Genomic DNA, 24,218 nt, shown 5'->3' with positions numbered 1-24,218 from the left:
GCCCGGCCTACGATGACCCGATGACCGACCTTCACTCCTTCATCGCGGGGCTCCCGAAGGCCGAGCTGCACGTGCACCACGTCGGCTCCGCCTCGCCCCGCATCGTCGCCGAACTGGCCGCCCGGCACCCGGACTCCAAGGTTCCGACGGATCCGGACGCCCTCGCCGACTACTTCACGTTCACGGACTTCGCCCACTTCATCGAGGTCTACCTCTCCGTCGTGGACCTGGTCCGCACCCCGGAGGACGTCCGGCTCCTCACGTACGAGGTCGCCCGGGACATGGCCCGGCAGAACATCCGCTACGCGGAGCTGACCATCACCCCGTACAGCTCCACGCGCCGCGGCATCGACGAGCGGGCGTTCATGGCGGCGATCGAGGACGCCCGCAAGGCGGCCGAGGCCGAACTCGGCGTGGTGCTGCGCTGGTGCTTCGACATCCCCGGCGAGGCCGGTCTGGAGGCGGCGGAGGAGACCGCGCGTCTCGCCGTCGAGCTGCACCCGGAGGGCCTGGTCTCCTTCGGCCTCGGCGGCCCGGAGATCGGCGTGCCGCGCCCGCAGTTCAAGCCGTACTTCGACCGGGCCCGCGCGGCCGGGCTGCGCAGCGTCCCGCACGCCGGCGAGACGACCGGCCCCGAGACGGTCTGGGACGCGCTGAACGAGCTGGGCGCGGAGCGCATCGGCCACGGCACCAGCTCGGTGAAGGACCCGGCGCTGCTCGCGCACCTCGCGGAGCACCGGATCGCGCTGGAGGTGTGCCCGACCTCGAACATCGCGACGCGCGCGGTGGAGCGCCTGGAGGACCACCCGATCAAGCGGATGGTGGAGGCCGGCGTCCTGGTCACGATCAACAGCGACGACCCGCCGATGTTCGGCACGGACCTGAACAACGAGTACGCCGTGGCCGCCCGGCTCCTGGACCTGGACGAGCGCGGTCTCGCCGCGCTCGCGAAGAACGCGGTGGAGGCCTCGTTCCTGGACGAGACGGGCAAGGCGCGGCTGCGCGAGGAGATCGACACGTACACGGAGCAGTGGCTGTCGGCGTGACCGTCGGGAGAATGGGGTCATGGACCCCGTCACTGTCGTAGGCCACCGCGGCGACCCCTATCGCGTTCGCGAGAACACCGTCCCTTCGATCGTCTCGGCGCTGGAGCGGGGGGCGGACGCGGTGGAGGTCGACGTGCGCCTGACCGAGGACGGCATGCCCGTCCTGCTGCACGACGACTCCCTGAAGCGGCTGTGGGGCTTCGACCGGCCGCTGGGCACGATGACGCTGGAGGAGCTGCGCGAGGTCACCGCCGACGGGGTGCCCACGCTCCGGGAGGCCCTGATCGCCGCGGGGCCGCACCGTCTGATGCTGGACCTGCCGGGCGGGGACGAGAGTTCGGTGCGCACGATCGTGGGCACGGTCCGCGAGTGCGGGGCCGGCGACCGGGTCTACTACTGCGCGGGCGGTACGGCGATGCTGCACGTGCGGGCCGCCGACCCGCACGCGGAGATCGCGCTGACCTGGAACACGCTGGCCCCGCCCCGCCCCGTACTGCTCGACGCGGTGCGCCCTCGGTGGCTCAACTACCGCTTCGGGCTGGCGAGCCGGGAGCTGGTGGAGCGGGTGCACCGGGCGGGTCTGCTGGTGTCGGTGTGGACCCCGGACACCGCCCGGAACATGCGCAAGCTGATCAGGAACGGTGTCGACTCGATCACGACCAATCGGATCGACACGCTGGCCGCCGTACTGCGAAAGGGCCGGGCATGAACGACCGGACGGACGCCCGGATCCGCACCGACATCGCGCACAACGCCCGCGTCTGGAACTACTGGCTGGGCGGCAAGGACAACTACCCGGTGGACCGGGCCGTCGGCGACCAGGTGACCTCGCTCCACCCGGGCATCGGCGAAGTGGCGCGCGCCGACCGGGCGTTCCTGGGCCGGGTGGTGACGCATCTGGCCGCGGAGGCCGGGGTGCGCCAGTTCCTCGACATCGGTACGGGGCTGCCGACCGCCGACAACACCCACGAGGTGGCGCAGCGGGTGGCCCCGGAGTCGCGGATCGTGTACGTCGACAACGACCCGATCGTCCTGACGCACGCCCGCGCCCTGCTCACCAGCTCGCCCGAGGGCGTCACGGAGTACGTGGACGCGGACGCGCACGACCCGGAGGCGATCCTGCGGGCGGCGGCGGGAACGCTGGACCTCGAGCGGCCGGTCGCCGTCCTGATGCTGGGCATCCTCAACTTCGTCCTCGACGGCGACGAGGCCCGCTCGATCGTCCGCACCCTCATGAACGCCGTTCCCTCCGGGTCGTACCTGGCCCTGACCCATCCGACGGACGACGCCGACCTCGGCGGGGAGGCGAACGTCGCGGCGATGGAGTTCTGGAACGCCCACGCCACCCCGCCGATCACGGCGCGCGGCCGGGCCGGGTTCGCCCGCTTCCTCGACGGACTCGACCTCCTGGAGCCGGGCATCGTGTCGTGCGCCCGCTGGCGCGCCCCGGAGGCGACCGAGGTCGCCCAGTTCGGCGCGGTGGGCCGCAAGCCGTAACCGGACCTCATGCCGGCGACGTACGGTCCGCCGTCGTCGTGACCGCCGTCGGCGCGTCCACGGTCCCCACCGCCTCCAGCCGCTTGATCAGCCGTCGGAGGACGAGCAGCGGGATGACGCCGAAGACCCCGAAGGACATGTCGATCACCGACCACCAGAAGGGGATGTCACGGATGGGTCCGCAGATCAGGGCGAGCGGGATGATGCCGGCGCAGGCGATCATGCCGAATTCGACGACCCAGACGTTGCGGACCGGGTCGCGGTGGACGCCGTAGAAGGCGACGGCGATGACGAGGTGGGCGAAGGCCAGCCAGTCGTTGCCGTAGAGGAGGAAGGGAGCTTCGGCGTCGGCGTCCTCGAGGCCGGCGCGGACCCGGTCGATCCACTCGGCGAGACCGGGCAGCGCCTCGGCCACCGGGGCCGCCCAGGACTCCAGCGCCGAGTCCAGCAGGCGCAGTTCGGTGACGAGCGGGAAGGCGGTGACCCCGCTGAGCACCAGACAGACGACGAAGACGACCAGCCAGACGCGGATGCGCTTGAGAAGGGCTCTGGGCCCGTTCGTGTCGCTCATGAGGCCACCCTACGCCCGACATGAACGCGTTCAAAAATGGGGGGCGCGGGGACGGTGGCCGCCCGCGGGTGCGTGCCGCCGCCGACCGTCGCCGGGTACGGCTCCCGCCCGTCGGCGTCACGGGCCACCACGTACGGGTCCGGCGCCTCCCGCACCACGGCCGGTCCGGGCGGCGCCGGCTCGCCCCGCTCGCACCGCGTCAGGAACACCTCGGAGCTCGTGTCGTCGTCCTTCCTCCCCTCACAGCCCGACGAGGGAGTTCCAGCGCCTGGCGAACTCGCCGCGTTCCTCCGCGGTGACGTCGCGGGCGAGGGCCAGCCGGGCGCGCATGGCGTCGTCGGGGAAGATCAGCGGGTCCTCGGCCAGGGCGGCCAGTTCCTCGTCGCCGGAGTCGGCGAGCACGTCGCGGGCGGCCGGCACGGGGCACACGTAGGCGACCCAGGCGGCGAGCTCCGCGGCGACCTCGGGCTCGTAGTAGTAGTCGACGAGCCGTTCGGCGCTGGTCTTGTGGCGCGCCCGGTTGGGGATCATCAGCGACTCGGCCCAGAGTTCGGCGCCCTCCTCGGGCACGACGAACACGATGTCCGGGTTGTCGGCCTGGAGCTGGACGACGTCGCCGGAGTACGCCTGGCAGGCGAGGACGTCGCCGTTCGACAGGTCCTTGATGTAGTCGTTGCCGGTGAAGCGCCGGATGTGCTTCTTCCGTACGAGCCGCTCGACCCGGTCGCAGACCGCGTGGAAGTCGTCGGCGGTCCAGCGGGTGACGTCGACGCCGTCGCCCTGCAGGAGCAGCGGGATCGCCTCGTCGAGTCCGGACAGCAGGGTGACCTTGCCGCGCAGGTCGTCGGCCCACAGCTCGCTGGTGGAGCGGATCTCCCGGCCGAGCCTCCGGCGGTCGTACGCGATGCCCGTGATGCCCGACTGCCAGGGCACGGCGTGCCTGCGGCCCTCGTCGAAGGCGGGCGAGCGCAGCAGCGGGTCCAGGTGCCGGCGTACGTTCGGCTGCTTCGAGCGGTCCATCTCCTGCACCCAGCCGAGGCGGACGAAGCGGGCGGCCATCCAGTCGCTGACGACGAGGAGGTCGCGGCCGGTGTCCTGGCGGTTCGTCAGGGCCGGGCTGATCTTGCCGAAGAACTCGTCGTTGTCGTTGATCTCCTCGGTGTAGCGGACGGAGATCCCGGTGCGCCGCGTGAAGGCGTCCAGGGTGGGCCGCTTCGAGGGGTCGTCGTCGTCGGTGTCGATGTAGAGCGGCCAGTTCGCGAAGTGCAGCACGCGTTCCCGGTCGGACAGGTCGCGGCCGGCGCGGTCCTCCGGCTCCACGAAGGCGGGCGGCACTCCGCAGCCGGCGAGCAGCGCCGCGGCGCCGGTGCCGCCGATGCCGCGCAGCACGGCCCGGCGGGAGAGGTTCTTCCTGGTGGTCGCTGTCACCCGGACAGCTTCGCGGCGGGGTCACGGCGGGGGCAATGGACGCTCCGTCGACCGGACGGGCGCGGCCCCGACACCCTGTCGATCATGCCGATCGGGGTGCCGGGGCCGCGTCGCACGGCGCCGTGGGCGCCGGGGCCGGAGGGGCCGGAGGGGCTCAGCCCAGCGAGGTCATCACGTGCTTGATGCGCGTGTAGTCCTCGAAGCCGTACGCCGACAGGTCCTTGCCGTAGCCGGACTTCTTGTAGCCGCCGTGCGGCATCTCGGCGACGAGCGGGATGTGGGTGTTGATCCACACGCAGCCGAAGTCGAGCGCCTTGGACATGCGCATCGCGCGGGCGTGGTCCTTCGTCCAGACCGAGGAGGCCAGGGCGTACTCCACGCCGTTGGCGTAGGCGACGGCCTGGTCCTCGTCGGTGAAGGACTGGACGGTGATGACCGGGCCGAAGACCTCGTTCTGGACGATCTCGTCGTCCTGCTTGAGGCCGGAGACGACGGTCGGGGCGTAGAAGTAGCCCTTGTCGCCGACCCGGTGGCCGCCGGCCTCGACCTTGGCGTGCGCCGGGAGGCGGTCGATGAAGCCGGAGACCTGCGTCAGCTGGTTGGCGTTGTTCAGCGGGCCGTAGAGCACGTCCTCGTCGTCCGGCTGACCGGTCTTGGTGTCGGCCGCGGCCTTGGCGAGCGCGGCCACGAACTCGTCGTGGATGGACTCGTGCACGAGCACGCGGGTGGCGGCGGTGCAGTCCTGGCCGGCGTTGAAGAAGCCCGCCACCGAGATGTCCTCGACGGCCTTGGCGATGTCGGTGTCCTCGAAGACCACGACCGGGGCCTTGCCGCCCAGCTCCAGGTGGACGCGCTTGACGTCCTTGGACGCCGACTCGGCGACCTGCATGCCGGCGCGCACGGAGCCGGTGATGGAGGCCATCGCCGGGGTCGGGTGCTCGACCATGGCGCGGCCCGTCTCGCGGTCGCCACAGAGGACGTTGAAGACGCCCTTGGGGACGATGGAGCCGATGATCTCGGCCATCAGGACGGTCGACGCCGGGGTGGTGTCCGAGGGCTTGAGGACGACCGTGTTGCCCGCGGCGAGGGCCGGGGCGAACTTCCACACGGCCATCATCATCGGGTAGTTCCACGGCGCGACCTGGGCACAGACACCCACCGGCTCGCGCCGGATGATCGAGGTCATGCCCTCCATGTACTCGCCGGCGGACTTGCCCTCGAGCATCCGGGCGGCACCCGCGAAGAAGCGGATCTGGTCCACCATCGGCGGGATCTCCTCGCTCGCGGTGAGGGCGACCGGCTTGCCGGTGTTCTCGACCTCGGCGGCGATCAGGTCCTCGGCGCGCTCCTCGAAGGCGTCCGCGATCTTCAGGAGGACCTTCTGACGCTCCGACGGCGTGGTGTCGCGCCAGGCGGGGAAGGCGGCCGCGGCGGCCTCCATGGCGGCGTCGACGTCGGCCTGGCCGGACAGCGGGGAGGTGGCGTACACCTCACCGGTGGCCGGGTTGATCACGTCGATCGTGCGGCCGTCGGCCGCGTCCCGGAACTCCCCGTTGATGTAGTTGCGCAGCCGGCGCAGCTCGGTGGTCACTTGCCACCCCTCCTGTCACGTTCTGTCTCCGCACTCCGTCGTGCGGTGTCCCGATGGGCGAGACACCCCAGCCTAACCGGGTGACCGACGCTTTCAACAGGGCCGACCCCCCGCAACTTCGGATTCAGTGAGATCAAGAGCCCTGAACAACGAATTTCATCACTCCGGGCTTGCCAGACCGACGAGGTTCGGTGCACAGTGAAGTCGTGGCCAGTCAAAGCACGCATCCCAGAACCGGAACCGGTTCGTCCCCGACGATCGATGCCGTCTCCCTGGCGATCATCGAGCAGCTCCAGCAGGACGGACGCCGCCCCTACGCCGCCATCGGCAAGGCCGTCGGCCTCTCCGAGGCCGCCGTACGGCAGCGCGTCCAGAAGCTGCTCGACCAGGGCGTCATGCAGATCGTCGCCGTCACCGACCCGCTCACCGTGGGCTTCCGGCGCCAGGCGATGGTCGGCATCAACGTCGAGGGTGACCTGGATCCGGTCGCGGACGCGCTGACGGCCATGGCCGAATGCGAGTACGTGGTGATGACCGCGGGCTCCTTCGACCTCATGGTGGAGGTCGTCTGCGAGGACGACGACCACCTCCTGGATGTGATCAACAAGCGCATCCGCACCCTCCCCGGGGTGCGCTCCACCGAGAGCTTCGTCTACCTGAAGCTCAAGAAGCAGACCTATATGTGGGGAACCCGATAGCCGTGAGCAACTCCCGCGACCTCTCCAAGTCCGCCTACGACCACCTGTGGATGCACTTCACCCGCATGTCGTCGTACGAGAACAACCCCGTCCCCACCATCGTCCGCGGTGAGGGCACCTACATCTGGGACGACAAGGGACGGAAGTACCTCGACGGCCTCGCCGGCCTCTTCGTGGTGCAGGCCGGTCACGGCCGCACCGAGCTCGCCGAGACCGCCGCCCGCCAGGCCAAGGAGCTCGCCTTCTTCCCGGTGTGGTCCTACGCCCACCCCAAGGCCGTCGAGCTGGCCGAGCGCCTCGCGAACGAGGCCCCGGGCGACCTCAACAAGGTCTTCTTCACCACCGGTGGCGGCGAGGCCGTCGAGACCGCGTGGAAGCTCGCCAAGCAGTACTTCAAGCTGGTCGGCAAGCCCACCAAGTACAAGGTCATCTCGCGTGCGGTCGCCTACCACGGCACCCCGCAGGGCGCCCTGTCCATCACCGGCCTGCCCGGCCTGAAGGCCCCCTTCGAGCCGCTGGTGCCCGGCGCGCACAAGGTGCCGAACACCAACATCTACCGCGCGCCCGATTTCCTCGACGAGGGTTCCGGCGTCTCCCCGGAGGCCTTCGGCCGCTGGGCCGCCGACCAGATCGAGCAGCAGATCCTCTTCGAGGGCCCCGACACCGTCGCCGCCGTCTTCCTCGAGCCGGTGCAGAACGCCGGCGGCTGCTTCCCGCCGCCGCCCGGCTACTTCCAGCGGGTCCGCGAGATCTGCGACAAGTACGACGTGCTGCTCGTCTCCGACGAGGTCATCTGCGCCTTCGGCCGCCTCGGCACCACCTTCGCCTGCGACAAGTTCGGCTACGTGCCGGACATGATCACCTGCGCGAAGGGCATGACCTCCGGCTACTCCCCGATCGGCGCCTGCATCATCTCCGACCGCCTCGCCGAGCCGTTCTACAAGGGCGACAACACCTTCCTGCACGGCTACACCTTCGGCGGCCACCCGGTCTCCGCGGCCGTCGGCCTCGCCAACCTCGACATCTTCGAGAAGGAGAAGCTCAACCAGCACGTGCTGGACAACGAGGGCAACTTCCTCTCCACGCTGCAGAAGCTGCACGACCTGCCGATCGTCGGCGACGTCCGCGGCAACGGCTTCTTCTACGGCATCGAGCTCGTCAAGGACAAGGCCACCAAGGAGTCCTTCAACGAGGAGGAGACCGAGCGCGTCCTCTACGGCTTCCTCTCCAAGGCCCTCTTCGACAACGGCCTGTACTGCCGCGCCGACGACCGTGGCGACCCGGTCATCCAGCTGGCCCCGCCGCTGATCTCGGACCAGTCCACGTTCGACGAGATCGAGCAGATCCTCCGCGCCACCCTCACCGAGGCGTGGACGAAGCTCTGACCGTTCCTGACGTCAGCGAGCCTCACGCCGCCCTCACGGCGTGACCCCGGCCCGGGCATGCCGCCATCCGAGTGGATGGCGGCGGCCCGGGCCGTGTGCTGTCCGTACAACCCGATCGGAATCCTTACGGTGCCGGGAAGACCCCAGTGACCGACCGGCCCGCCCATTCGTTCCCCCGGACGGGGGAACGCACACGGACTGGCTTCGACATCGAGGTGTACGCGATGGCCCCACCGGACAACGACGTGCTCTGGGCACGTTCCCTGCGCTGCTCCCTCGGCGGCTCGGACGTGCTGACCGGCGTCTCCGTCGGCGTCCGCGAAGGCGAGATCCTCGCCGTCGTCGGCCCCCGCGGCAGCGGCAAGACCACCCTGATGCGCTGCCTGTCCGGGCAGGCCGTCGCCCAGGAGGGCGAGGTCTGGTTCAACAGCGCACCCGTCCACACCATGAACACCGCCCAGCGCGAGCGGCTGCGCCGCGACCGCTTCGGCTGGATCGACCCCGAGCCGGGTCTCGTCCCCGAACTCAACGGCTGGGAGAACACCGCCCTGCCCCTGCTGCTGCGCGGCGTCTCCCACCGCGCGGCCAGGACCGCCGCCACCGAGTGGCTGGAACGCCTCGACATCGGCGCCGCGGCCCGCAAGCGCCCGGCGGCGCTCACCCAGTCGCAGCGCCAGCGCATCGCCATCGCCCGCGCCCTCGTCACCACGCCGTCGGTGCTCTTCGCCGACGAACCCACCGCGACGCTGCACCGCGCCGACGGCGCGCAGGTGCTGCGCACCCTCACCGCGGCGGCCCGCTCGCACGGCATCACCGTGCTGCTCGCGACCCACGACCCCGAGGTCGCCGCGCTCGCCGACCGCACGGTGGCACTGCTCGACGGCCGCCGCGTCGGCTCCGTCACACCGGCCGACGGGGCGGAGGGCGTCACCGCGTGCTCGCTCTCCGTCTAGTCCGCGGCACCCACCCCGTCGTCCAGCTGCGCAGGCTCCTCGTCGCCACGGCCTCCGCCGGGGTGGGCTTCCTCCTGCTGTGCGCCCTCGGCTACGCCGTCGGCCACCCCCGCGACTCCTCCGACGCCGTCCTGCGCCTGCTGTGGTGCGCGCTGCCGCTCGCCGCGACGGTGCAGTTCGCGGTCGCCGTGGCCCGCACCGACCCCAGCACCAGGCCGCGCCCCGGCCTGTCCGCGATCGGCCTCGGCCCCGGGCGGCTCACCGCCATCGCCGCGACCTCCACGGCCGTCGCCTGCACGCTCGGCTCCTCCGTCGCCCTGCTCTTCTACCTGCACCTGCGCGGCGACCTCACCGGCCTGCCGTTCGACGGCGCCGCGGCCGAGCTGCTCGCCGCCGGCCGGCCCATCCCGCTCGCCGCGGCCCTCACCCTCCTCGCGATCGTCCCCGTCACCGCCGCCACGGCCGCCGGCCTGGCCCTCCGCCCGCGCAAGCCCGCCGCCACCGACCCGTCGCCCACCGCCGGCCTCCCCTGGGGCGTGGCGCTGCTCGCCGTGGGCCTCGCCGTCGAGACGTACGCGGCCCGCGGCGACGGCGGCGGCGTCCTCGCCGGCTGGGCCCTCACCGCCGTCGGCCTCGCGATGGTCGGCCCGGGCCTCACCCACGGGTGCGGCCGGCTCCTCCAGATGGTCCGCCCCGGCGCCGTACGGCTCCTCGCCGGCCGGGTCCTCATGGACGAGTCCCGTCGCATCGGCCGCCCGCTGGGCGTCGTCTGCGCCGTCGGATCCGGCGCGGTCGCCGGCTACGCGGTCAACGGCGGCTCCCTCGGCCCGCTGACCTGGCTGGGCACCGCCCTCGTCGTCGGCTGCACCACCGCGACCCTGCTCTCGGCGGCCCTGGAGTCCAAGCAGGCCCGCACCCACACCACCGAGGCCCTGCTCCGCCTCGGCGCCCCACCGACTGTCCTGCGCACCACGGCCCTCCTGCGCGCGGGCATCCTGCTCGCCGTCTTCGTCCCCCTCACCTGGGCGGTGGGAGCCCTGGCGGCCGTCCCCCTGCGCGGCTGAACCGCCCGGCGGCGGGGCGGATACCTGGCCGGCCGTTGCCCTGCCGCGCCATCCCCTCCGCGGGCCGAGACCGCCCGGCGGCCGGGGCCGGGCGCCCGGCCCCGGCCTATCGTGGGCGCATGAGTCACGAGCGCGAGATCCACTCGGCCGCCGAGTTCGACGCGGTGCTCGCCGCCGGCGGCTCGCTGCGCGGCCGCCGGATCCAGTCCGTGGACCTCACCGACCGCACGTTCGCGCTGCTCTCCGCGTCCACCGCCGACGCCGTGTTCCTCGGCTGCCCCATGCAGCCCGAGGCCGCGGCGAAGGTCCGCGCCGACGGGGCGCTGGTCTTCCCGCCCGTGCCGGACCTGCCCTTCGACCCGTACCGGGCCCGGCTCTACTCGCCCGCCGAGCTGTACGAGGGGATCACGGCCCGCCCGTACGAGGAGACGCCGGACGCCCTCTCGTACGCCTGGTTCCTGCGGACCCGCGCCGACGGCGACATCTTCTCCTCGATGCTGCGCTCGCTGCACGACGACGCCATCTCGGACGCCCTCGACGAGGCGCTCGCGGGCAGGCGGGTGGTGGGCGTGATGGGCGGGCACGCCATGGTCCGCGGCGGCGCCCCGTACGCGGGCACGGCCCGCCTCGGCCGCGCCCTGACCCGGGCCGGTCTGACGGTGGCGACGGGCGGCGGCCCGGGCGCCATGGAAGCGGCCAACCTGGGCGCCTACACCGCGCCGCTGCCCGACGCGGTCCTCGACGAGGCCCTGGAACTCCTCGCGAAGGCCCCGTCCTTCGTCCCGTCGATCACCGACTGGGCGCGCGCCGCCTTCGAGGTACGGGCCCGCTGGCCGCGCGGCGGCGACTCGGCCGGCATCCCCACCTGGTTCTACGGGCACGAGCCGCCGAACGCGTTCGCGGCCCGGATCGGCAAGTACTTCGCCAACGCCACCCGCGAGGACGGCCTGCTGGCCCGCTCCACCGCGGGAGTCGTCTTCCTGCCGGGCGCGGCCGGCACCGTCCAGGAGATCTTCGACGACGCCACCCCGAACTACTACGCCGAGGGCACCGCCCCGACCCCGATGGTCCTGGTGGACCGCGCCCACTGGACCGACCGCCTGCCGGCCTGGCCGCTGCTCACCGCCCTCGCGGAGGGCCGGCCGATGGCGGCACGGATCGCCCTGGTCGACTCGGTCGACGAGGTCCCGCAGACCCTGGAACGTCTCACCGCCGCACCGTAGTCCGGCGGGGTCCGGGGGCGGGGCCGCGGCCGGACGGAAATCCGCTTGGCCCGGGACGGGCGGACGGGCACAATCCCCGGCGATGGACGTGTTCGTGTGCGCCGGCTGCGGCGCGGAACTGACGGTGCCGCTGACGCGGGTCCCGCTCCCGGTCGAGGCCCACCTGTCCTACGGGCACCAGCCGATGCCTCCGCTGATGGCACCCGGCACCTATGCGGTGGACCCCGAGCCGTCGGGGCCTCCGTTCCGGCCCTGGGAGGAGGTGCCGGAGGCGGAGACCACCGCCCGCGGGCTGTTCGTCCCCGTCTGGCCGCTGTCCTTCGGGGCGCGGAACCGGATCGTCGTCGCACCGGGCGACGTCCGCGGCACCCGGCTGATACCGGAGCACTCGGGCGACTCGTGCCTGGGCATGTGCGTGGGCGAGCTGCCCAGCATGGCGTGCGCGGGCTGCGGGGCACTCGTCGCCTCCCGGGTGGACGACTGCGGCCTGTGGCAGGCGGTGTGGATCGAACCGGACACCGTGCGCCGGGTGCCCACCGGACTCCCGGCGCCCGCCAGGGAGTTCGTGCCGCTGCCGCCGATCGACCCCTCGGGCGGCTGGAGTCACGTGTGGGAGGCGGCGACGGGGGCCGCGCTGGCCCGGATCGTGGCCGCCTCCGGCGGCGTCCGCCCGGTCCTTCCCGACGGCCTGCTCACCGAGGTGTTCGGTCCGGTCCTCGACCGGCTGCTGCCGGCCGGGCCGGCGGCGAGGACCGTGGGCCTGGCCGGTCCGGGGCTGCCCGGGGACGGCGCCGACATCGTCCTCGTACCGTACGGCCCGGAGACGGGCGGGTCCTGGCAGCCGGTGGGTGGCGCGCTGCCCGTCCCGCTGGCCGACGGCGTGTGGGCGTATCTGGCGCTGCCCGGCGAGACCTCGCCGCTGCCGTCGTCCGGGACCCTGCCGGAGGGCGTGCTGCGCGACGACTATCCGCTGCCCGACCACCCGTGGCACGTCTTCCGGCCCGACCACCACGCCTACCGGGAGACCCTGGCCCGCATCCCGGCCGTCCGCCCGTGGCTGCGCGCGCTGGCGGACCGGGGCTTCTCGGCGTCCTGATCACCCCGCGCGATGCGGAACGACGCGATCCGGATCACACTGGTCAGGGTGAGCAACCAACCGGCATCCGGTTCCGGACCCGGCGCCGCAGGGGCGGTACGGCCCGCACGGGCTGCGAACCACACCGTGGCACTGGCGGCGATGATGTTCGCGGTGGCGATGACCTTCATCGACCAGACGATCGTGTCCATCGCCGCTCCGGACATCGTCCGCGAGCTGGACCTCACGAGCTCGGGCATGCAGTGGGTCGTCAACGCCTACCTGCTCGCCCTCGCGGCGTTCTTCGCCCTCGGAGGGCGGCTGGCGGACCTGTACGGGCCACGGCGCGTCGTCGTGGCCGGCACCCTCGTCTTCGTCGTCGCGTCGGTCCTGTGCGGCTGTGTCCCCGACACCGGCGTCGCGCAGACGTGGCTCATCGTCTTCCGCGCCCTCCAGGGGCTCGGTGCCGCCCTGCTCTTCCCGGCCGCGCTGGCCGTGGTCGTCGCCGTCTTCCCCGTCGAGCGGCGCGGGCGCGCCCTCGCCCTGTTCTTCGGCGTGTCGGGCGCGCTCACGGCCGTCGGCCCGCTGCTCGGCGGCTGGCTCACGGCCTCGTGGACCTGGCGGGCCGTGTTCTGGGTCAACGTCCCCGTGGCCGTCGTCGCCCTCGTGCTCACCGCCCTCGCGCACATCGCGGACCGCCCGCGCCACGGGACGCTGGACGTGCCGGGGGCGGCGCTCATCGCCGTCGGCATGGGCCTGAGCGTCCTCGGCTTCCAGCAGGCGTGGGCCTGGGGCTGGGGCAGCGCGGCGACGTGGCTCTGCGTCCTGGGCGGGCTTGCCGTGCTCGGCGTCTTCGTGTGGTACGAGCGCCGGCCCGAGCACCCGCTGATCGATCTGCGGGTGTTCCGGGACAAGGCGTTCTCGATCGACGTGGCCGTGCTGTTCTTCGCCATGCTGGCCTTCGTCCCGGTGTTCTTCTTCTCCTCCGTGTACGCGCAGGTCTCCCTCAGCGCCTCCCCCAACCAGGCCGCGCTGTTCCTGCTGTACTTCTTCGCCGGCTTCGCCATCGCGTCGCAGTGGGGCGGACGGATCCTCGACAAGCGGGGCGCGCGCCCGGCGCTGAAGCTGGGCACGGTCGTCGGGGCCGTCGGCTTCGCCCTGTGGGCGGGTAACCTGACGAACCTCTCCATGCACGACCAGTGGCCCTACGCCGCCCTCGCCGGGGCCGGCATCGGCTTCATCCTCGCGCCCGCGTCCACGGACGCGGTGAACCGGGCCATCGGCCCGTCGTACGGGGAGGTCACGGGCATCACCCAGACGGTTCGCAACTACGCGGCCAGCGTCGGCATGGCCGTCTTCGGCACCCTCCTGACGCGGGTGATGACGGACAACGTCGTGGACACCCTCCGGGCACGCGGCGTGCCGTCCGCGCAGGCGGGCGACATCGCCCGCAGCATCAGCGAATCCGTCGCCGGCCACGGCGACTCCACCCCGCCGACGGGCTCGAGCCGGGCCGCGGAGGCCACGCGGGACGCCATGTCGGCCATCCGGACGGACTTCGCGCAGGCCAACCAGTGGGTCTTCTACGGCATGGCGATCGCCCTCGGCATCGGTTTCCTCTTCGCCGTACGCCACCCCGGCGACCGCGCCCCGGGAGAGGAACGGGCCGAACCGACGGACACCACCCCTCGGGCCCCGGCGCCCTGAAACCCGCCCTCGCGGTGCGGAAGGCCCGTCGACGTGCCTAGGCGTCCTCGCCGTCGAGGACGACGACGTCCTCCGCCCGGAACTCCACGTCCACCTCGGCGCCCGCCTCCGGTGCGTCCCGCAGCGGGAACTCCGCCTCCAGGAGGGGGCCTTCGGCGGGGCGGAGGGTGACGGCGACGTGCCCGCCACGGAAGGTGCGGGCGGCGACGTGACAGCCGAGGCCCTCGCCGGCGGCGGTGACGCGGACGCCGGCCGGGCGGATCAGGAGGAGCCGCTCGCCCTGCGGAGAGCCGTCGGGGACGGGAACCTTGCCCCAGACGGTGTCGGCGGCCGCGCCGGTGACCGTGGCCGGGACGATGTTGTCGAAGCCGAGGAAGCGGGCGACGAACGCGGAGGCCGGGGACCGCCACACGTCGAGAGGCGTACCGGACTGGGCGATCCGTCCGTCGTTCATGACCACGACCCGGTCGGCGAGCGCGAACGCCTCGCCCTGGTCGTGGGTGACGGCGAGCACGGTGGTGCCCAACTGCCGGAAGAGCCGGCGGAGTTCGGTGACGAGCCGCTCCCGCAGGCCGCGGTCGAGCTGGCCGAGCGGCTCGTCGAGCATCAGGAGCCGGGGCCGGGGCGCGAGCGCGCGGGCGAGCGCGACGCGCTGCTGCTCGCCGCCGGACAGGGAGGACACGGCCCGCCGCCCGGCACCGGGCAGACCCACCAGATCCAGCAGCTCCTCGACGCGGGCGCCCCGTTCGGCCGTGCCGACGCCGTGCATGCGCAGCCCGAAGGCGACGTTCCCGGCGACGTCCCGCTGCGGGAACAGCTGGTGGTCCTGGAACATCAGGCCGACGCCGCGCCGGTGCACCGGCACGCCCGTCTGGTCGGCGCCGTCGAGCAGCACCCGTCCGCCGTCCAGCGCCTGCAGACCCGCGACGGCCCGCAGCAGCGTCGACTTGCCGCTGCCGCTGGGCCCGAGCACGCACACGATCTCGTGGTCGGCGACCTCCAGGTCCACCGCGTCGAGGACGGCACGGGCCCCGAAGCGTACGGTCGCACCGGTCAGCGTCAGCATCAGAACTCCCCCGAGGTCCGGTCGGTGCGGAGCCGTTCCAGGAGCAGCAGGGACACCGCGCACACCACCATGAGAATCGTCGAAAGGGCCATCGCCTGGCCGTAGTTGAGCTCACCGGGCCGGCCGAGGAGCCGGGCGACGGCGACCGGCAGGGTCGGGTTGTCGGGGCGGGCGATGAACACGGTCGCCCCGAACTCGCCGAGGGACACCGCGAACGCGAACCCGGCGGCGACGAGCAGGGCACGCCGCACCAGCGGCAGGTCCACCTCGCGCCACGCCCGCCACGGCGAGGCGCCGAGCACGGCCGCCGCCTCGCGGAGCCGCTCGTCGACCGCGCGCAGCACCGGCAGCATGATGCGGACCACGAACGGCACGCCGACCAGCGCCTGGGCGAGCGGGACGAGGATCCAGCTGGCCCGCAGGTCCAGCGGCGGCTCGTCGAGGGTGATGAGGAAACCGAAGCCGACGGTGACGGCGGACACCCCCAGCGGCAGCATGAGCAGCGCGTCGAAGCCGCGCACCAGCCGTCCCGCCCGCCGGGTCAGGGCCGCCGCGGCGAGACCGCCGACGGTCACGGCCACGGCGGTCGCGGCGAGCGCGTACTCCAGCGAGTTGACGATGGTGTCCGTCATCGGCACGAGGAAGGTGCCGTTGTCGCCGACCTCCTGCAGCGCCCGGTAGTAGTCCAGGCCGTAGCCGTCCGGCGTGGCGAAGGAACGCTCGACGAGCACGCCGAGCGGGGCGAGGATCAGCAGCGCCACCGACAGCAGCACGCCGCCGAGGAGCGCCCACTGGCCGGCGCCGCGCGGCCGGCGGGCGGTGCGCTCCGCCGCCACCAGCCGCAGCGCGGTCTCCCGCCGCCGTACGGTCCGGGCGTGCACGGCGAGGATCACGCCGACGGCCACGAACTGCACCATCGTGAGGACCGCGGCCGTGGACAGCTGGAGCCGGTCGGCGGTCTGCCGGTAGATCTCGGTCTCCAGCGTGGAGTACGCGGGGCCGCCGAGGATCTGCACGATGCCGAAGGAGCTCGCCGTGAACAGGAACACCATCAGCGCGGCGGCCGCCACCGACGGCGCGAGCGCCGGCAGCGTCACCGTCCGCCAGGCACGGAACCGGGAGGCGCCGAGGACCCGGGCTGCCTCCTCCTGGCGCGGGTCGAGCTGCGCCCACAGGCCGCCGACCGTACGGACGACGACCGCGTAGTTGAAGAAGACATGGGCGAGGAGGATCGCCCACACGGACGTGTCGAGCCGCACGCCCCACCACGCGTCGAGCAGCCCCCGGCGCCCCACCAGCGCCAGGAACGCCGTGCCGACCATCACCGTCGGCAGCACGAACGGCACGGTCACCACGGCCCGCAGCACCCGCTTGCCGGGAAAGTCGAACCGGGCGAAGACGTACGCGCCGGGCAGCGCGACGAGCAGCGTCAGCGCCGTGGAGGCGAGCGCCTGCCACAGCGTGAACCACAGGACGTCCAGGATCTCCGGCCGGGTCAGCGTCTCGCCGAACCCGCCGAGCTCCCAGCGGCCGTCCGGCCTGAGCCCGCGCTCCACGATCGAGACCACGGGCCAGGCGAAGAACACGGCGAAGAAGCCGACGGGCAGGACCATCAGGCCCAGCCGCGCCGCGCTTCCCCGCCGGTCCGGGACGACTACTTCAGGACGAGCGAGGTCCACTGCTGGATCCACTGCTCACGGTTGTCGGCGATCTTCTTCGGCTCCATCGCGTACGGCTGGTCGATCACCACTCCGTGCCGGGTGAACAGCTCCGGGAGCGTCGCGTCGTTCGTGACGGGGTTGACGAACATCTGCAGCGGCAGGTCGTCCTGGAACTTCTTCGAGATCAGGAAGTCGATCAGCTTCTTGCCGCCCTCGGGGTTCTTCGCCCCGTCCAGCAGGCCCGCGAACTCGGTCTGCCGGAAGCAGGTGCCGGTGGACACGCCGGTCGGCGCCACCTTGGGCTGCGGCTTCGCGTACAGCACCTCGACCGGCGGGGACGAGGCGTAGGAGACGACGAGCGGACGGTCGCCCTTGGCCTTCCTGCCGCCGGCGGAGCCGGAGAACTCCTGGTCGTAGGCCAGCTCCCAGCTGTCGACCGTCTTCACCCCGTTGGCCTTGAGCTTCTTCCAGTAGTCCTGCCAGCCGTCGTCGCCGTACTTCGCGACGGTGCCGAGGAGGAAACCGAGGCCCGGGGAGGACCGCTCGGGGTTCTCGACGACGAGGAGGTCCTTGTACGCCGGCTTCGCCAGGTCGTCCAGGGTCTGCGGCGGCGCCAGCTTCTTGTCGGCGAAGTACTGCTTGTCGTAGTTGACGCAGATGTCGCCGGAGTCGATCGGCGTGACCCGGTGCTGCTCCTTGTCGAGCTGCAGCGCCGCCGGGATCCGGTCCAGGCCCTTCGCCTCGTACGGGACGAAGATGCCGTTGTCGAGGGCGCGGGACAGCAGCGTGTTGTCGATGCCGAAGAAGACGTCGCCCTGCGGGGAGCCCTTGGTCAGGATCTCCTTGTTGACGGCCTCGCCCGCGTCGCCGCTCTTCAGCACCTTGACCGTGAGACCGGTCTGCTTCGTGAACTCGGCGAGCACCTCCTCGGAGGCGTTGAACGAGTCGTGGCTGACGAGGGTGACGGTCTTGGGCGCGGGCGACGCGCCGTCGGCCTTGCCCTTGTCGCCGTTGCCGCCGCCGCACGCGGCGAGGCTGGTGACGCCGAGCGCCGCGACGAGCGCGACGGCAGCGGCCTTCTTGGTGTTCACGTGGATTCCTCCTGGGGGTGACCAGGAAGAGACGCGGCTCTGCCCGCGTCCGGGCGGCGGACGCGGGCAGAGCGCAACAGCTCGAGGTACGACCGAACTTCCTACCCAGAATGACCTGGGCGAGGTTCAGAGGGTCTGCGGCCTGACGGTGCCGCACTCTCAGCGCTGTGGCGCTCCCCTGTCGGAATATGCAGATGTGTTCGAGCTCAGAGTACTAGGTCAGCGTTCGGCGGCCGCCAGCTGTCCACAGGCACCGTCGATCTCCTGGCCGCGGGTGTCACGGACGGTGACCGGCACGCCATGGGCGGCGATGGCCTCGACGAACGCCTTCTCGTCCTCGGGACGCGACGCCGTCCACTTGGAGCCGGGCGTCGGGTTCAGCGGGATCAGGTTGACGTGCACCCGCTTGCCCTTCAGCAGCCGGCCCAGCAGGTCGCCACGCCACGCCTGGTCGTTGATGTCGCGGATCAGCGCGTACTCGATGGAGATCCGGCGCCCGGACTTCTCCGCGTACTCCCAGGCCGCGTCGAGGACCTCGCGGACCTTCCAGCGGGTGTTCACCGGCACCAGCGTGTCCCGCAGCTCGTCGTCCGGCGCGTGCAGCGACACCGCGAGCCGGCACTTGAAGCCCTCGTCCGCGAACCGCAGCATCGCCGGCACCAGACCGACCGTGGACACGGTGATGCCGCGCTGCGACAGGCCGAGACCGTCCGGCTCGGGGTCCGTCAGCCGGCGGATCGCACCGACGACCCGCTTGTAGTTCGCGAGCGGCTCGCCCATCCCCATGAACACGATGTTGCTCAGCCGCGCCGGCCCGCCCGGTACCTCACCGTCCCGCAGGGCCCGCATGCCGTCGACGATCTGGTGCACGATCTCCGCGGTCGACAGGTTCCGGTCGAGACCGGCCTGGCCCGTCGCACAGAACGGACAGTTCATGCCGCAGCCGGCCTGCGAGGAGATGCACATGGTCACCCGGTCCGGGTAGCGCATGAGCACCGACTCCACGAACGTGCCGTCGTGCAGCCGCCACAGCGTCTTGCGGGTGGTGTCGTCGTCGCACGAGACGTGCCGCACCACCGACATCAGATCGGGCAGCAGTTCCCCCGCGAGCTTCTCGCGCGAGGCGGCCGGGATGTCGGTCCACTCCGCCGGGTCGTGCGCGTACCGCGCGAAGTAGTGCGTGGACAGCTGCTTGGCGCGGAACGGCTTCTCGCCGATCGCGGCCACCGCCTCCTTGCGCTCGGCGGGCGAGAGGTCGGCGAGGTGCCGCGGGGGCTGCTTGGCTCCGCGCGGGGCGACGAAAGTGAGTTCTCCGGGAAGCGGGCGGGCCACGACGGCAGTCTCCTCAGGACGACGAGGTCTGGCGGCATCCCCACGGCGGCGGGGAGCACGGCACGACGATGCCGGGGCCAGGAGACCTCACGGGACCGTCCCCGCGGCGGCGAGGACGACGAAGGGCCCGCGGCGTCACGCCACGGGCCCTTCCAGGGTACCTGGTCGTTGTCAAGCACTGCCCACGAACAGCACCATCAGCAGCCACACCACGGGCGCCGTCGGCAGCAGCGAGTCCAGGCGGTCCATGATCCCGCCGTGACCGGGCAGCAGCGTGCCCATGTCCTTGATCCCGAGATCCCGCTTGATCATCGACTCGCCCAGATCACCGAGCGTCGCACTCGCCGCGACCGCGAGCCCCAGCAGCAGACCCTGCCACCAGCTGCCCCCGTCGATCAGGAACTCCATGCACAGCGCACCCGCCGCCATCGCGAACGCCACCGCCCCGAGCAGACCCTCCCGGGTCTTCCCCGGGCTGATCCGCGGCGCCAGCTTGTGCTTCCCGAACCGCCAGCCGACCGCGTACGCGCCCGTGTCGCTGACCACCGTGAGCAGCAGGAACGTCAGCACCCGCTGCGGACCGTCGTCCGCGGTCAGCAGCAGCGCCACGAACGTCGCCAGGAACGGCACGTAGAACGCCGCGAACACGCCCGCCGTGACGTCCTTCAGGTAGCCCTCCGGCGGCTCCGTCATCCGCCACACGAGGACGGCGAGCGCCGTGAGCGCCATCGCCACCCACGCGCCCTCCGCGCCCCGCACGTACCCGGCGACGACCATCGCCGCGCCGCCGACCGCGAGCGGAACCAGCGGTGCCCTGATGCCCTTGCGCTCCTGGAGACGGGAGGTCAGCTCCCACAGGCCGACCACCACGGCGACCGCTATCACCCCGACGAACGCCGGCTTCCAGATGAACAGCGACGCGATGATGACCGCGCCGAGCCCCACGCCGACCCCTATCGCCGCGCCCAGGTCACGGCCCGCGCTCTTCTTCTGCCGCGGCTGCTGCCGGGGCGAAGGAGCGTGCGGCGGCTGGGCGGGGCTGGACATGGGCTCCTGCGGGTGCTCGTGCGGCGGCTCGTCACGGAACAGGGGACCGCTCGGCAGAGCGGCCCCCCGGTCGTGATCGTCCTGGTTGTCGCCGGCGGGAACGTCGGACACGATGGGCATGGGCCGAGTCTGCGCCGCCTGCCGCCCGTCGTACGCGGGACCCGCCGGGGCAGGCCCCTGGTCGGGCCCCACGAAGCCGGATCCGGCCGGGGACCCCCAGGAAGAGTCGTTCATCAGACCTCGAGGAGCTCGGCTTCCTTGTGCTTGAGCAGCTCGTCCACCTGCGCCACGTACTTCGCGGTGGTGTCGTCCAGCTCCTTCTCCGCGCGGCGGCCCTCGTCCTCGCCGACCTCGCCGTCCTTGACGAGCTTGTCGATGGACTCCTTGGCCTTGCGGCGCACCGAACGGATCGAGATCTTCGAGTCCTCGGCCTTGCCCTTGGCGACCTTGATGTACTCCTTGCGGCGCTCCTCGGTCAGCTCGGGGAACACCACACGGATGATGTTGCCGTCGTTGCTCGGGTTGACGCCCAGGTCCGAGTCGCGGATGGCCTGCTCGATGTTGCGCAGCGCGCTCTTGTCGAACGGCGTCACCACGGCCATGCGCGGCTCCGGCACCGAGAACGACGCCAGCTGGTTGATGGGGGTGACAGCACCGTAGTAGTCGGCCACGATCTTGTTGAACATCGCCGGGTGCGCACGGCCGGTGCGGATCGCGGCGAAGTCCTCCTTGGCGACCACGACGGCCTTCTCCATCTTCTCCTCGGCCTCGAGGAGGGTCTCTTCGATCACCACTTGCTCCTGCGTGTCGTCGCGTTGTGTCCTGCACGGTGTACGACCGGCAGGGCTCTGTCCATCCCCCTCGCGGGGACCGTCCCCCCGACGGACGGGGTGGGGCCCCCTCGCGGGGCGGTTCCCGGTTCGGGTCAGGCCCGGGTGCCCTGGTCGCTCACGAGCGTGCCGATCTTCTCACCCTTCACCGCGCGAGCGATATTGCCCTCGGCGAGCAGCTCGAACACGAGGATCGGAAGGGTGTTGTCCCGGCACAGGGTGATGGCGGTGGCGTCGGCGACCTTCAGGTTGCGGGACAGCACCTCGCCGTACTCCAGCGCGTCGAACTTGACCGCGTCCGGGTTGGCCTTCGGGTCGGAGTCGTACACGCCGTCGACACCGTTCTTGCCCATGAGGAGTGCCTGGGCGTCGATCTCCAGGGCACGCTGGGCGGCGGTGGTGTCGGTGGAGAAGTACGGCATGCCCATGCCGGCGCCGAAGATGACCACGCGGCCCTTCTCCAGGTGGCGCACGGCCCGCAGCGGAATGTACGGCTCGGCGACCTGGCCCATGGTGATGGCGGTCTGGACGCGCGAGTCGATGCCTTCCTTCTCCAGGAAGTCCTGGAGGGCGAGGCAGTTCATCACGGTGCCGAGCATGCCCATGTAGTCGGAGCGGGCCCGGTCCATGCCGCGCTGCTGGAGCTCGGCGCCACGGAAGAAGTTGCCGCCGCCGATCACGATCGCGATCTGGGCGCCGTCGCGGACGACGGCCGCGATCTCGCGCGCGATGGCGTGCACGACATCCGGGTCGACCCCGAGGCCGGTGCCTCCGGAGAAAGCCTCACCGGACAGCTTCAGCATGAAGCGTCCGGCCATTTTGCCGTTGTTGTCGTCGCCCTGAGCGGCGCCCTGATTCATGGAGATCTCCTCGTGCACATACGAAGAAGGCCATTGCCTGGGGTCCTTGCGGTGTCCCGTACGGCAATGGCCTCCTCGTCAGATCTGCGGCCGTCCCGCGCGCGGGCGGGCGGCTGCTTCAGACCCTACCGGGGTCCGGTGTCCGTTGCGTACGGACTCAGATGCCGACCTTGATGCGGGTGAAGCGCTTCAGGGTGACGCCGGCCTCGTCCAGGATCTGCTTGACGGTCTTCTTGTTGTCAAGGGCGTACGGCTGACCGAGCAGCGTGGCGTCCTTGAAGAAGCCGTTGACGCGACCCTCGACGATCTTCGCGATCGCGGCCTCGGGCTTGCCCTCGGCGCGGGTGGTCTCCTCGGCGATGCGGCGCTCGGACTCGACGACGTCGGCCGGGACGTCGTCCTTGTCCAGGTACTTCGGGGCGAACGCGGCGATGTGCTGCGCGACACCCTTCGCGACCTCGGCGTTCTCCTTGTCGAGCTCGACGAGGACACCGATCTGCGGCGGCAGGTCGGGCATCGTGCGGTGCATGTACGCGGAGACGTAGCCGTCGGCGTACTGCGCGAAGCGGTCGAGGACGATCTTCTCGCCGAGGTTGGCGTTGGCCTCGTCGACGTACGCCTGGACGGTCTTGCCGGCCTCGATCTCGGAGGCGAGCAGGGCCTGGATGTCCGCCGGGGTGGTGGCGGCGACGTGCGCGGCGAGAGCGTTGGCGACGGCGAGGAACTTGTCACCCTTGGCGACGAAGTCCGTCTCGCACTTCAGCTCGACCAGCACGCCGGAGGTGTTGTCGTCGGCGATGATGGAGACCACGGCGCCGTTCTCGGCGGAGCGGCCCTCGCGCTTGGCGACGCCCTTCTGGCCCTTGATGCGCAGGGCCTCGACGGCCTTGTCGACGTCGCCGTCGGCCTCGTCCAGGGCCTTCTTGCAGTCCATCATGCCGGCGCCGGTGAGCTCGCGGAGCTTCTTGACGTCAGCGGCGGTGTAGTTCGCCATGAGTCTGTTTCTCTCTCGAAGTCTGAAAGATCGGGCGGGTCCACGGGTGGACGGCGGAGGCTTCGTGGGCCCCCGCCGTCGTCACCCGAAGGTCCTGAGGGACCGGAAGGGTCAGGCCTGCTCGGCGTCGGCGGCCGGAGCCTCGGCAGCCGGGGCCTCGGCGGCCGGCGCCTCGGCAGCGGGCGCCTCGGCGGCGGCCGGAGCCTCGTCGGCCTTCTTCTCGCCCTCGAGCAGGTCGCGCTCCCACTCGGCGAGCGGCTCGCCCGCGGCCTTCTCGCCCGGCTTCTGGTCACCGGCAGCGGCGCCGGAGCGGGCGATGAGGCCCTCGGCGACGGCGTCGGCGATCACGCGGGTGAGCAGGGTGACGGAACGGATCGCGTCGTCGTTGCCCGGGATCTTGTAGTCGACCTCGTCGGGGTCGCAGTTGGTGTCGAGGATAGCGACGACCGGGATGTGGAGCTTGCGCGCCTCACCGACGGCGATGTGCTCCTTCTTGGTGTCGACGATCCAGACGGCGCTCGGCACCTTCTGCATCTCGCGGATACCACCGAGGGTCTTCTCCAGCTTGGCCTTCTCGCGGGAGAGGACCAGGAGCTCCTTCTTGGTGAGGCCGGAGGCGGCCACGTCCTCGAAGTCGATCTGCTCGAGCTCCTTGAGGCGCTGCAGACGCTTGTAGACGGTCGAGAAGTTGGTGAGCATGCCACCCAGCCAGCGCTGGTTGACGTACGGCATGCCGACACGCGTCGCCTGCTCGGCGATGGCCTCCTGGGCCTGCTTCTTCGTACCGACGAACATGATGGAGCCGCCGTGCGCGACGGTCTCCTTGACGAACTCGTAGGCGCGGTCGATGTACGACAGCGACTGGAGCAGGTCGATGATGTAGATGCCGTTGCGCTCGGTGAAGATGAAGCGCTTCATCTTCGGGTTCCAGCGACGGGTCTGGTGACCGAAGTGGACGCCGCTCTCCAGCAGCTCCCGCATCGTGACGACGGCCATGGCCGTATCTCCTTGGGTTGATCGGTTGTGTCCTGACGCCCCGACGCGCCGTGCCACAAGGGACCGATCGGCGCTGCCACCCGCGGATGAGACCGATGGCGGG

General features: G+C 71.6%; 22 protein-coding genes. 10 read left to right on the top strand and 12 right to left on the bottom strand.

All coding sequences use genetic code 11. The features are described 5' to 3' along the window. Window positions 1-20 precede the first annotated feature (20 nt). The 3 genes from ESG85_RS09240 to ESG85_RS09230 are packed head-to-tail and all read left to right on the top strand — an operon-like array spanning window position 21 to window position 2,543. Window positions 21-1,046, top strand: coding sequence for an adenosine deaminase (locus tag ESG85_RS09240; RefSeq protein WP_128977564.1), 1,026 nt, complete (start codon window positions 21-23; stop codon window positions 1,044-1,046). A 19-nt stretch (window positions 1,047-1,065) separates the two neighbouring features. Further along, window positions 1,066-1,755, top strand: a complete 690-nt coding sequence (locus tag ESG85_RS09235) for a glycerophosphodiester phosphodiesterase (protein WP_128977563.1) — start codon at window positions 1,066-1,068, stop codon at window positions 1,753-1,755. Continuing rightward, the gene (locus ESG85_RS09230; RefSeq protein ID WP_128977562.1) at window positions 1,752-2,543 is read left to right on the top strand and encodes an SAM-dependent methyltransferase; all 792 of its coding nucleotides are present in this window, start codon (window positions 1,752-1,754) and stop codon (window positions 2,541-2,543) included. Before ESG85_RS09235 ends, ESG85_RS09230 begins: the two co-directional genes overlap by 4 nt. A 7-nt stretch (window positions 2,544-2,550) precedes the next feature. Here the strand turns inward: ESG85_RS09230 and ESG85_RS09225 are convergent, their stop codons facing one another. The 3 genes from ESG85_RS09225 to ESG85_RS09215 form a co-directional block, all read right to left on the bottom strand. Then, complete coding sequence (locus ESG85_RS09225) at window positions 2,551-3,114, bottom strand: hypothetical protein (protein WP_128977561.1); 564 nt, start codon at window positions 3,112-3,114, stop codon at window positions 2,551-2,553. Between the two features lie 240 nt (window positions 3,115-3,354). After that, on the bottom strand, window positions 3,355-4,542 hold the full coding sequence (locus tag ESG85_RS09220; protein ID WP_128977560.1) for an extracellular solute-binding protein: 1,188 nt from the start codon (window positions 4,540-4,542) through the stop codon (window positions 3,355-3,357). Window positions 4,543-4,696: 154 nt separating this feature from the next. Further along, complete coding sequence (locus ESG85_RS09215; protein ID WP_128977559.1) at window positions 4,697-6,133, bottom strand: gamma-aminobutyraldehyde dehydrogenase; 1,437 nt, start codon at window positions 6,131-6,133, stop codon at window positions 4,697-4,699. Between the two features lie 206 nt (window positions 6,134-6,339). Here ESG85_RS09215 and ESG85_RS09210 point away from each other — a divergent pair, with 206 nt between their 5' ends. The 7 genes from ESG85_RS09210 (at window position 6,340) to ESG85_RS09180 (ending at window position 14,238) form a co-directional block, all read left to right on the top strand. Next, window positions 6,340-6,831, top strand: coding sequence for an Lrp/AsnC family transcriptional regulator (locus ESG85_RS09210; protein WP_181018995.1), 492 nt, complete (start codon window positions 6,340-6,342; stop codon window positions 6,829-6,831). Then, complete coding sequence (locus tag ESG85_RS09205; RefSeq protein WP_164986201.1) at window positions 6,816-8,216, top strand: aspartate aminotransferase family protein; 1,401 nt, start codon at window positions 6,816-6,818, stop codon at window positions 8,214-8,216. Before ESG85_RS09210 ends, ESG85_RS09205 begins: the two co-directional genes overlap by 16 nt. A 224-nt stretch (window positions 8,217-8,440) precedes the next feature. Beyond that, entirely contained in the window at window positions 8,441-9,169 is a 729-nt protein-coding gene (locus tag ESG85_RS09200; RefSeq protein ID WP_128977557.1) for an ABC transporter ATP-binding protein, read from the top strand. Continuing rightward, complete coding sequence (locus ESG85_RS09195; RefSeq protein ID WP_128977556.1) at window positions 9,151-10,233, top strand: hypothetical protein; 1,083 nt, start codon at window positions 9,151-9,153, stop codon at window positions 10,231-10,233. Before ESG85_RS09200 ends, ESG85_RS09195 begins: the two co-directional genes overlap by 19 nt. A gap of 119 nt (window positions 10,234-10,352) precedes the next feature. Beyond that, window positions 10,353-11,456: an LOG family protein gene (locus ESG85_RS09190; RefSeq protein WP_128977555.1), complete on the top strand. Its 1,104-nt coding sequence runs from the start codon at window positions 10,353-10,355 to the stop codon at window positions 11,454-11,456. 82 nt (window positions 11,457-11,538) lie between these two features. Further along, entirely contained in the window at window positions 11,539-12,552 is a 1,014-nt protein-coding gene (locus ESG85_RS09185) for a hypothetical protein (protein ID WP_128977554.1), read from the top strand. Between the two features lie 141 nt (window positions 12,553-12,693). Then, on the top strand, window positions 12,694-14,238 hold the full coding sequence (locus tag ESG85_RS09180) for an MFS transporter (protein WP_246094897.1): 1,545 nt from the start codon (window positions 12,694-12,696) through the stop codon (window positions 14,236-14,238). Window positions 14,239-14,275: 37 nt separating this feature from the next. Here the strand turns inward: ESG85_RS09180 and ESG85_RS09175 are convergent, their stop codons facing one another. From ESG85_RS09175 to rpsB, 9 genes are all read right to left on the bottom strand, one after another. Further along, complete coding sequence (locus tag ESG85_RS09175; protein WP_128977552.1) at window positions 14,276-15,304, bottom strand: ABC transporter ATP-binding protein; 1,029 nt, start codon at window positions 15,302-15,304, stop codon at window positions 14,276-14,278. Continuing rightward, the gene (locus ESG85_RS09170; protein WP_128977585.1) at window positions 15,304-16,917 is read right to left on the bottom strand and encodes an ABC transporter permease; all 1,614 of its coding nucleotides are present in this window, start codon (window positions 16,915-16,917) and stop codon (window positions 15,304-15,306) included. Before ESG85_RS09170 ends, ESG85_RS09175 begins: the two co-directional genes overlap by 1 nt. 41 nt (window positions 16,918-16,958) lie before the next feature. Continuing rightward, a complete protein-coding gene (locus tag ESG85_RS09165; RefSeq protein WP_128977551.1) occupies window positions 16,959-18,056 on the bottom strand; it encodes a thiamine ABC transporter substrate-binding protein in 1,098 nt (365 codons plus the stop codon). 219 nt (window positions 18,057-18,275) lie between these two features. Further along, window positions 18,276-19,388 (bottom strand): dual-specificity RNA methyltransferase RlmN, encoded by a 1,113-nt coding sequence (rlmN, locus tag ESG85_RS09160; protein WP_128977550.1) that lies wholly within the window; start codon window positions 19,386-19,388, stop codon window positions 18,276-18,278. A gap of 171 nt (window positions 19,389-19,559) precedes the next feature. Next, window positions 19,560-20,669 carry a phosphatidate cytidylyltransferase gene (locus ESG85_RS09155; RefSeq protein ID WP_128977549.1) on the bottom strand — a complete coding sequence of 370 codons (1,110 nt, stop codon included), beginning with the start codon at window positions 20,667-20,669 and terminating at the stop codon, window positions 19,560-19,562. Further along, entirely contained in the window at window positions 20,669-21,226 is a 558-nt protein-coding gene (gene frr / locus ESG85_RS09150; RefSeq protein WP_128977548.1) for a ribosome recycling factor, read from the bottom strand. Before frr ends, ESG85_RS09155 begins: the two co-directional genes overlap by 1 nt. A 134-nt stretch (window positions 21,227-21,360) precedes the next feature. Then, window positions 21,361-22,125 (bottom strand): UMP kinase, encoded by a 765-nt coding sequence (pyrH, locus tag ESG85_RS09145; protein WP_128977547.1) that lies wholly within the window; start codon window positions 22,123-22,125, stop codon window positions 21,361-21,363. A 157-nt stretch (window positions 22,126-22,282) separates the two neighbouring features. After that, on the bottom strand, window positions 22,283-23,119 hold the full coding sequence (gene tsf, locus ESG85_RS09140; protein WP_128977546.1) for a translation elongation factor Ts: 837 nt from the start codon (window positions 23,117-23,119) through the stop codon (window positions 22,283-22,285). Window positions 23,120-23,230: 111 nt separating this feature from the next. After that, window positions 23,231-24,115, bottom strand: a complete 885-nt coding sequence (gene rpsB / locus ESG85_RS09135; protein WP_128977545.1) for a 30S ribosomal protein S2 — start codon at window positions 24,113-24,115, stop codon at window positions 23,231-23,233. Between the last annotated feature and the right edge of the window lie 103 nt (window positions 24,116-24,218).

It is taken from the genome of Streptomyces roseicoloratus, from assembly GCF_004117935.1.
Taxonomy (GTDB): Bacteria; Actinomycetota; Actinomycetes; order Streptomycetales; family Streptomycetaceae; genus Streptomyces; species Streptomyces roseicoloratus.
Note: the sequence above shows the minus strand (reverse complement) of the source record. Positions and strands in the feature narration are given on the sequence as shown.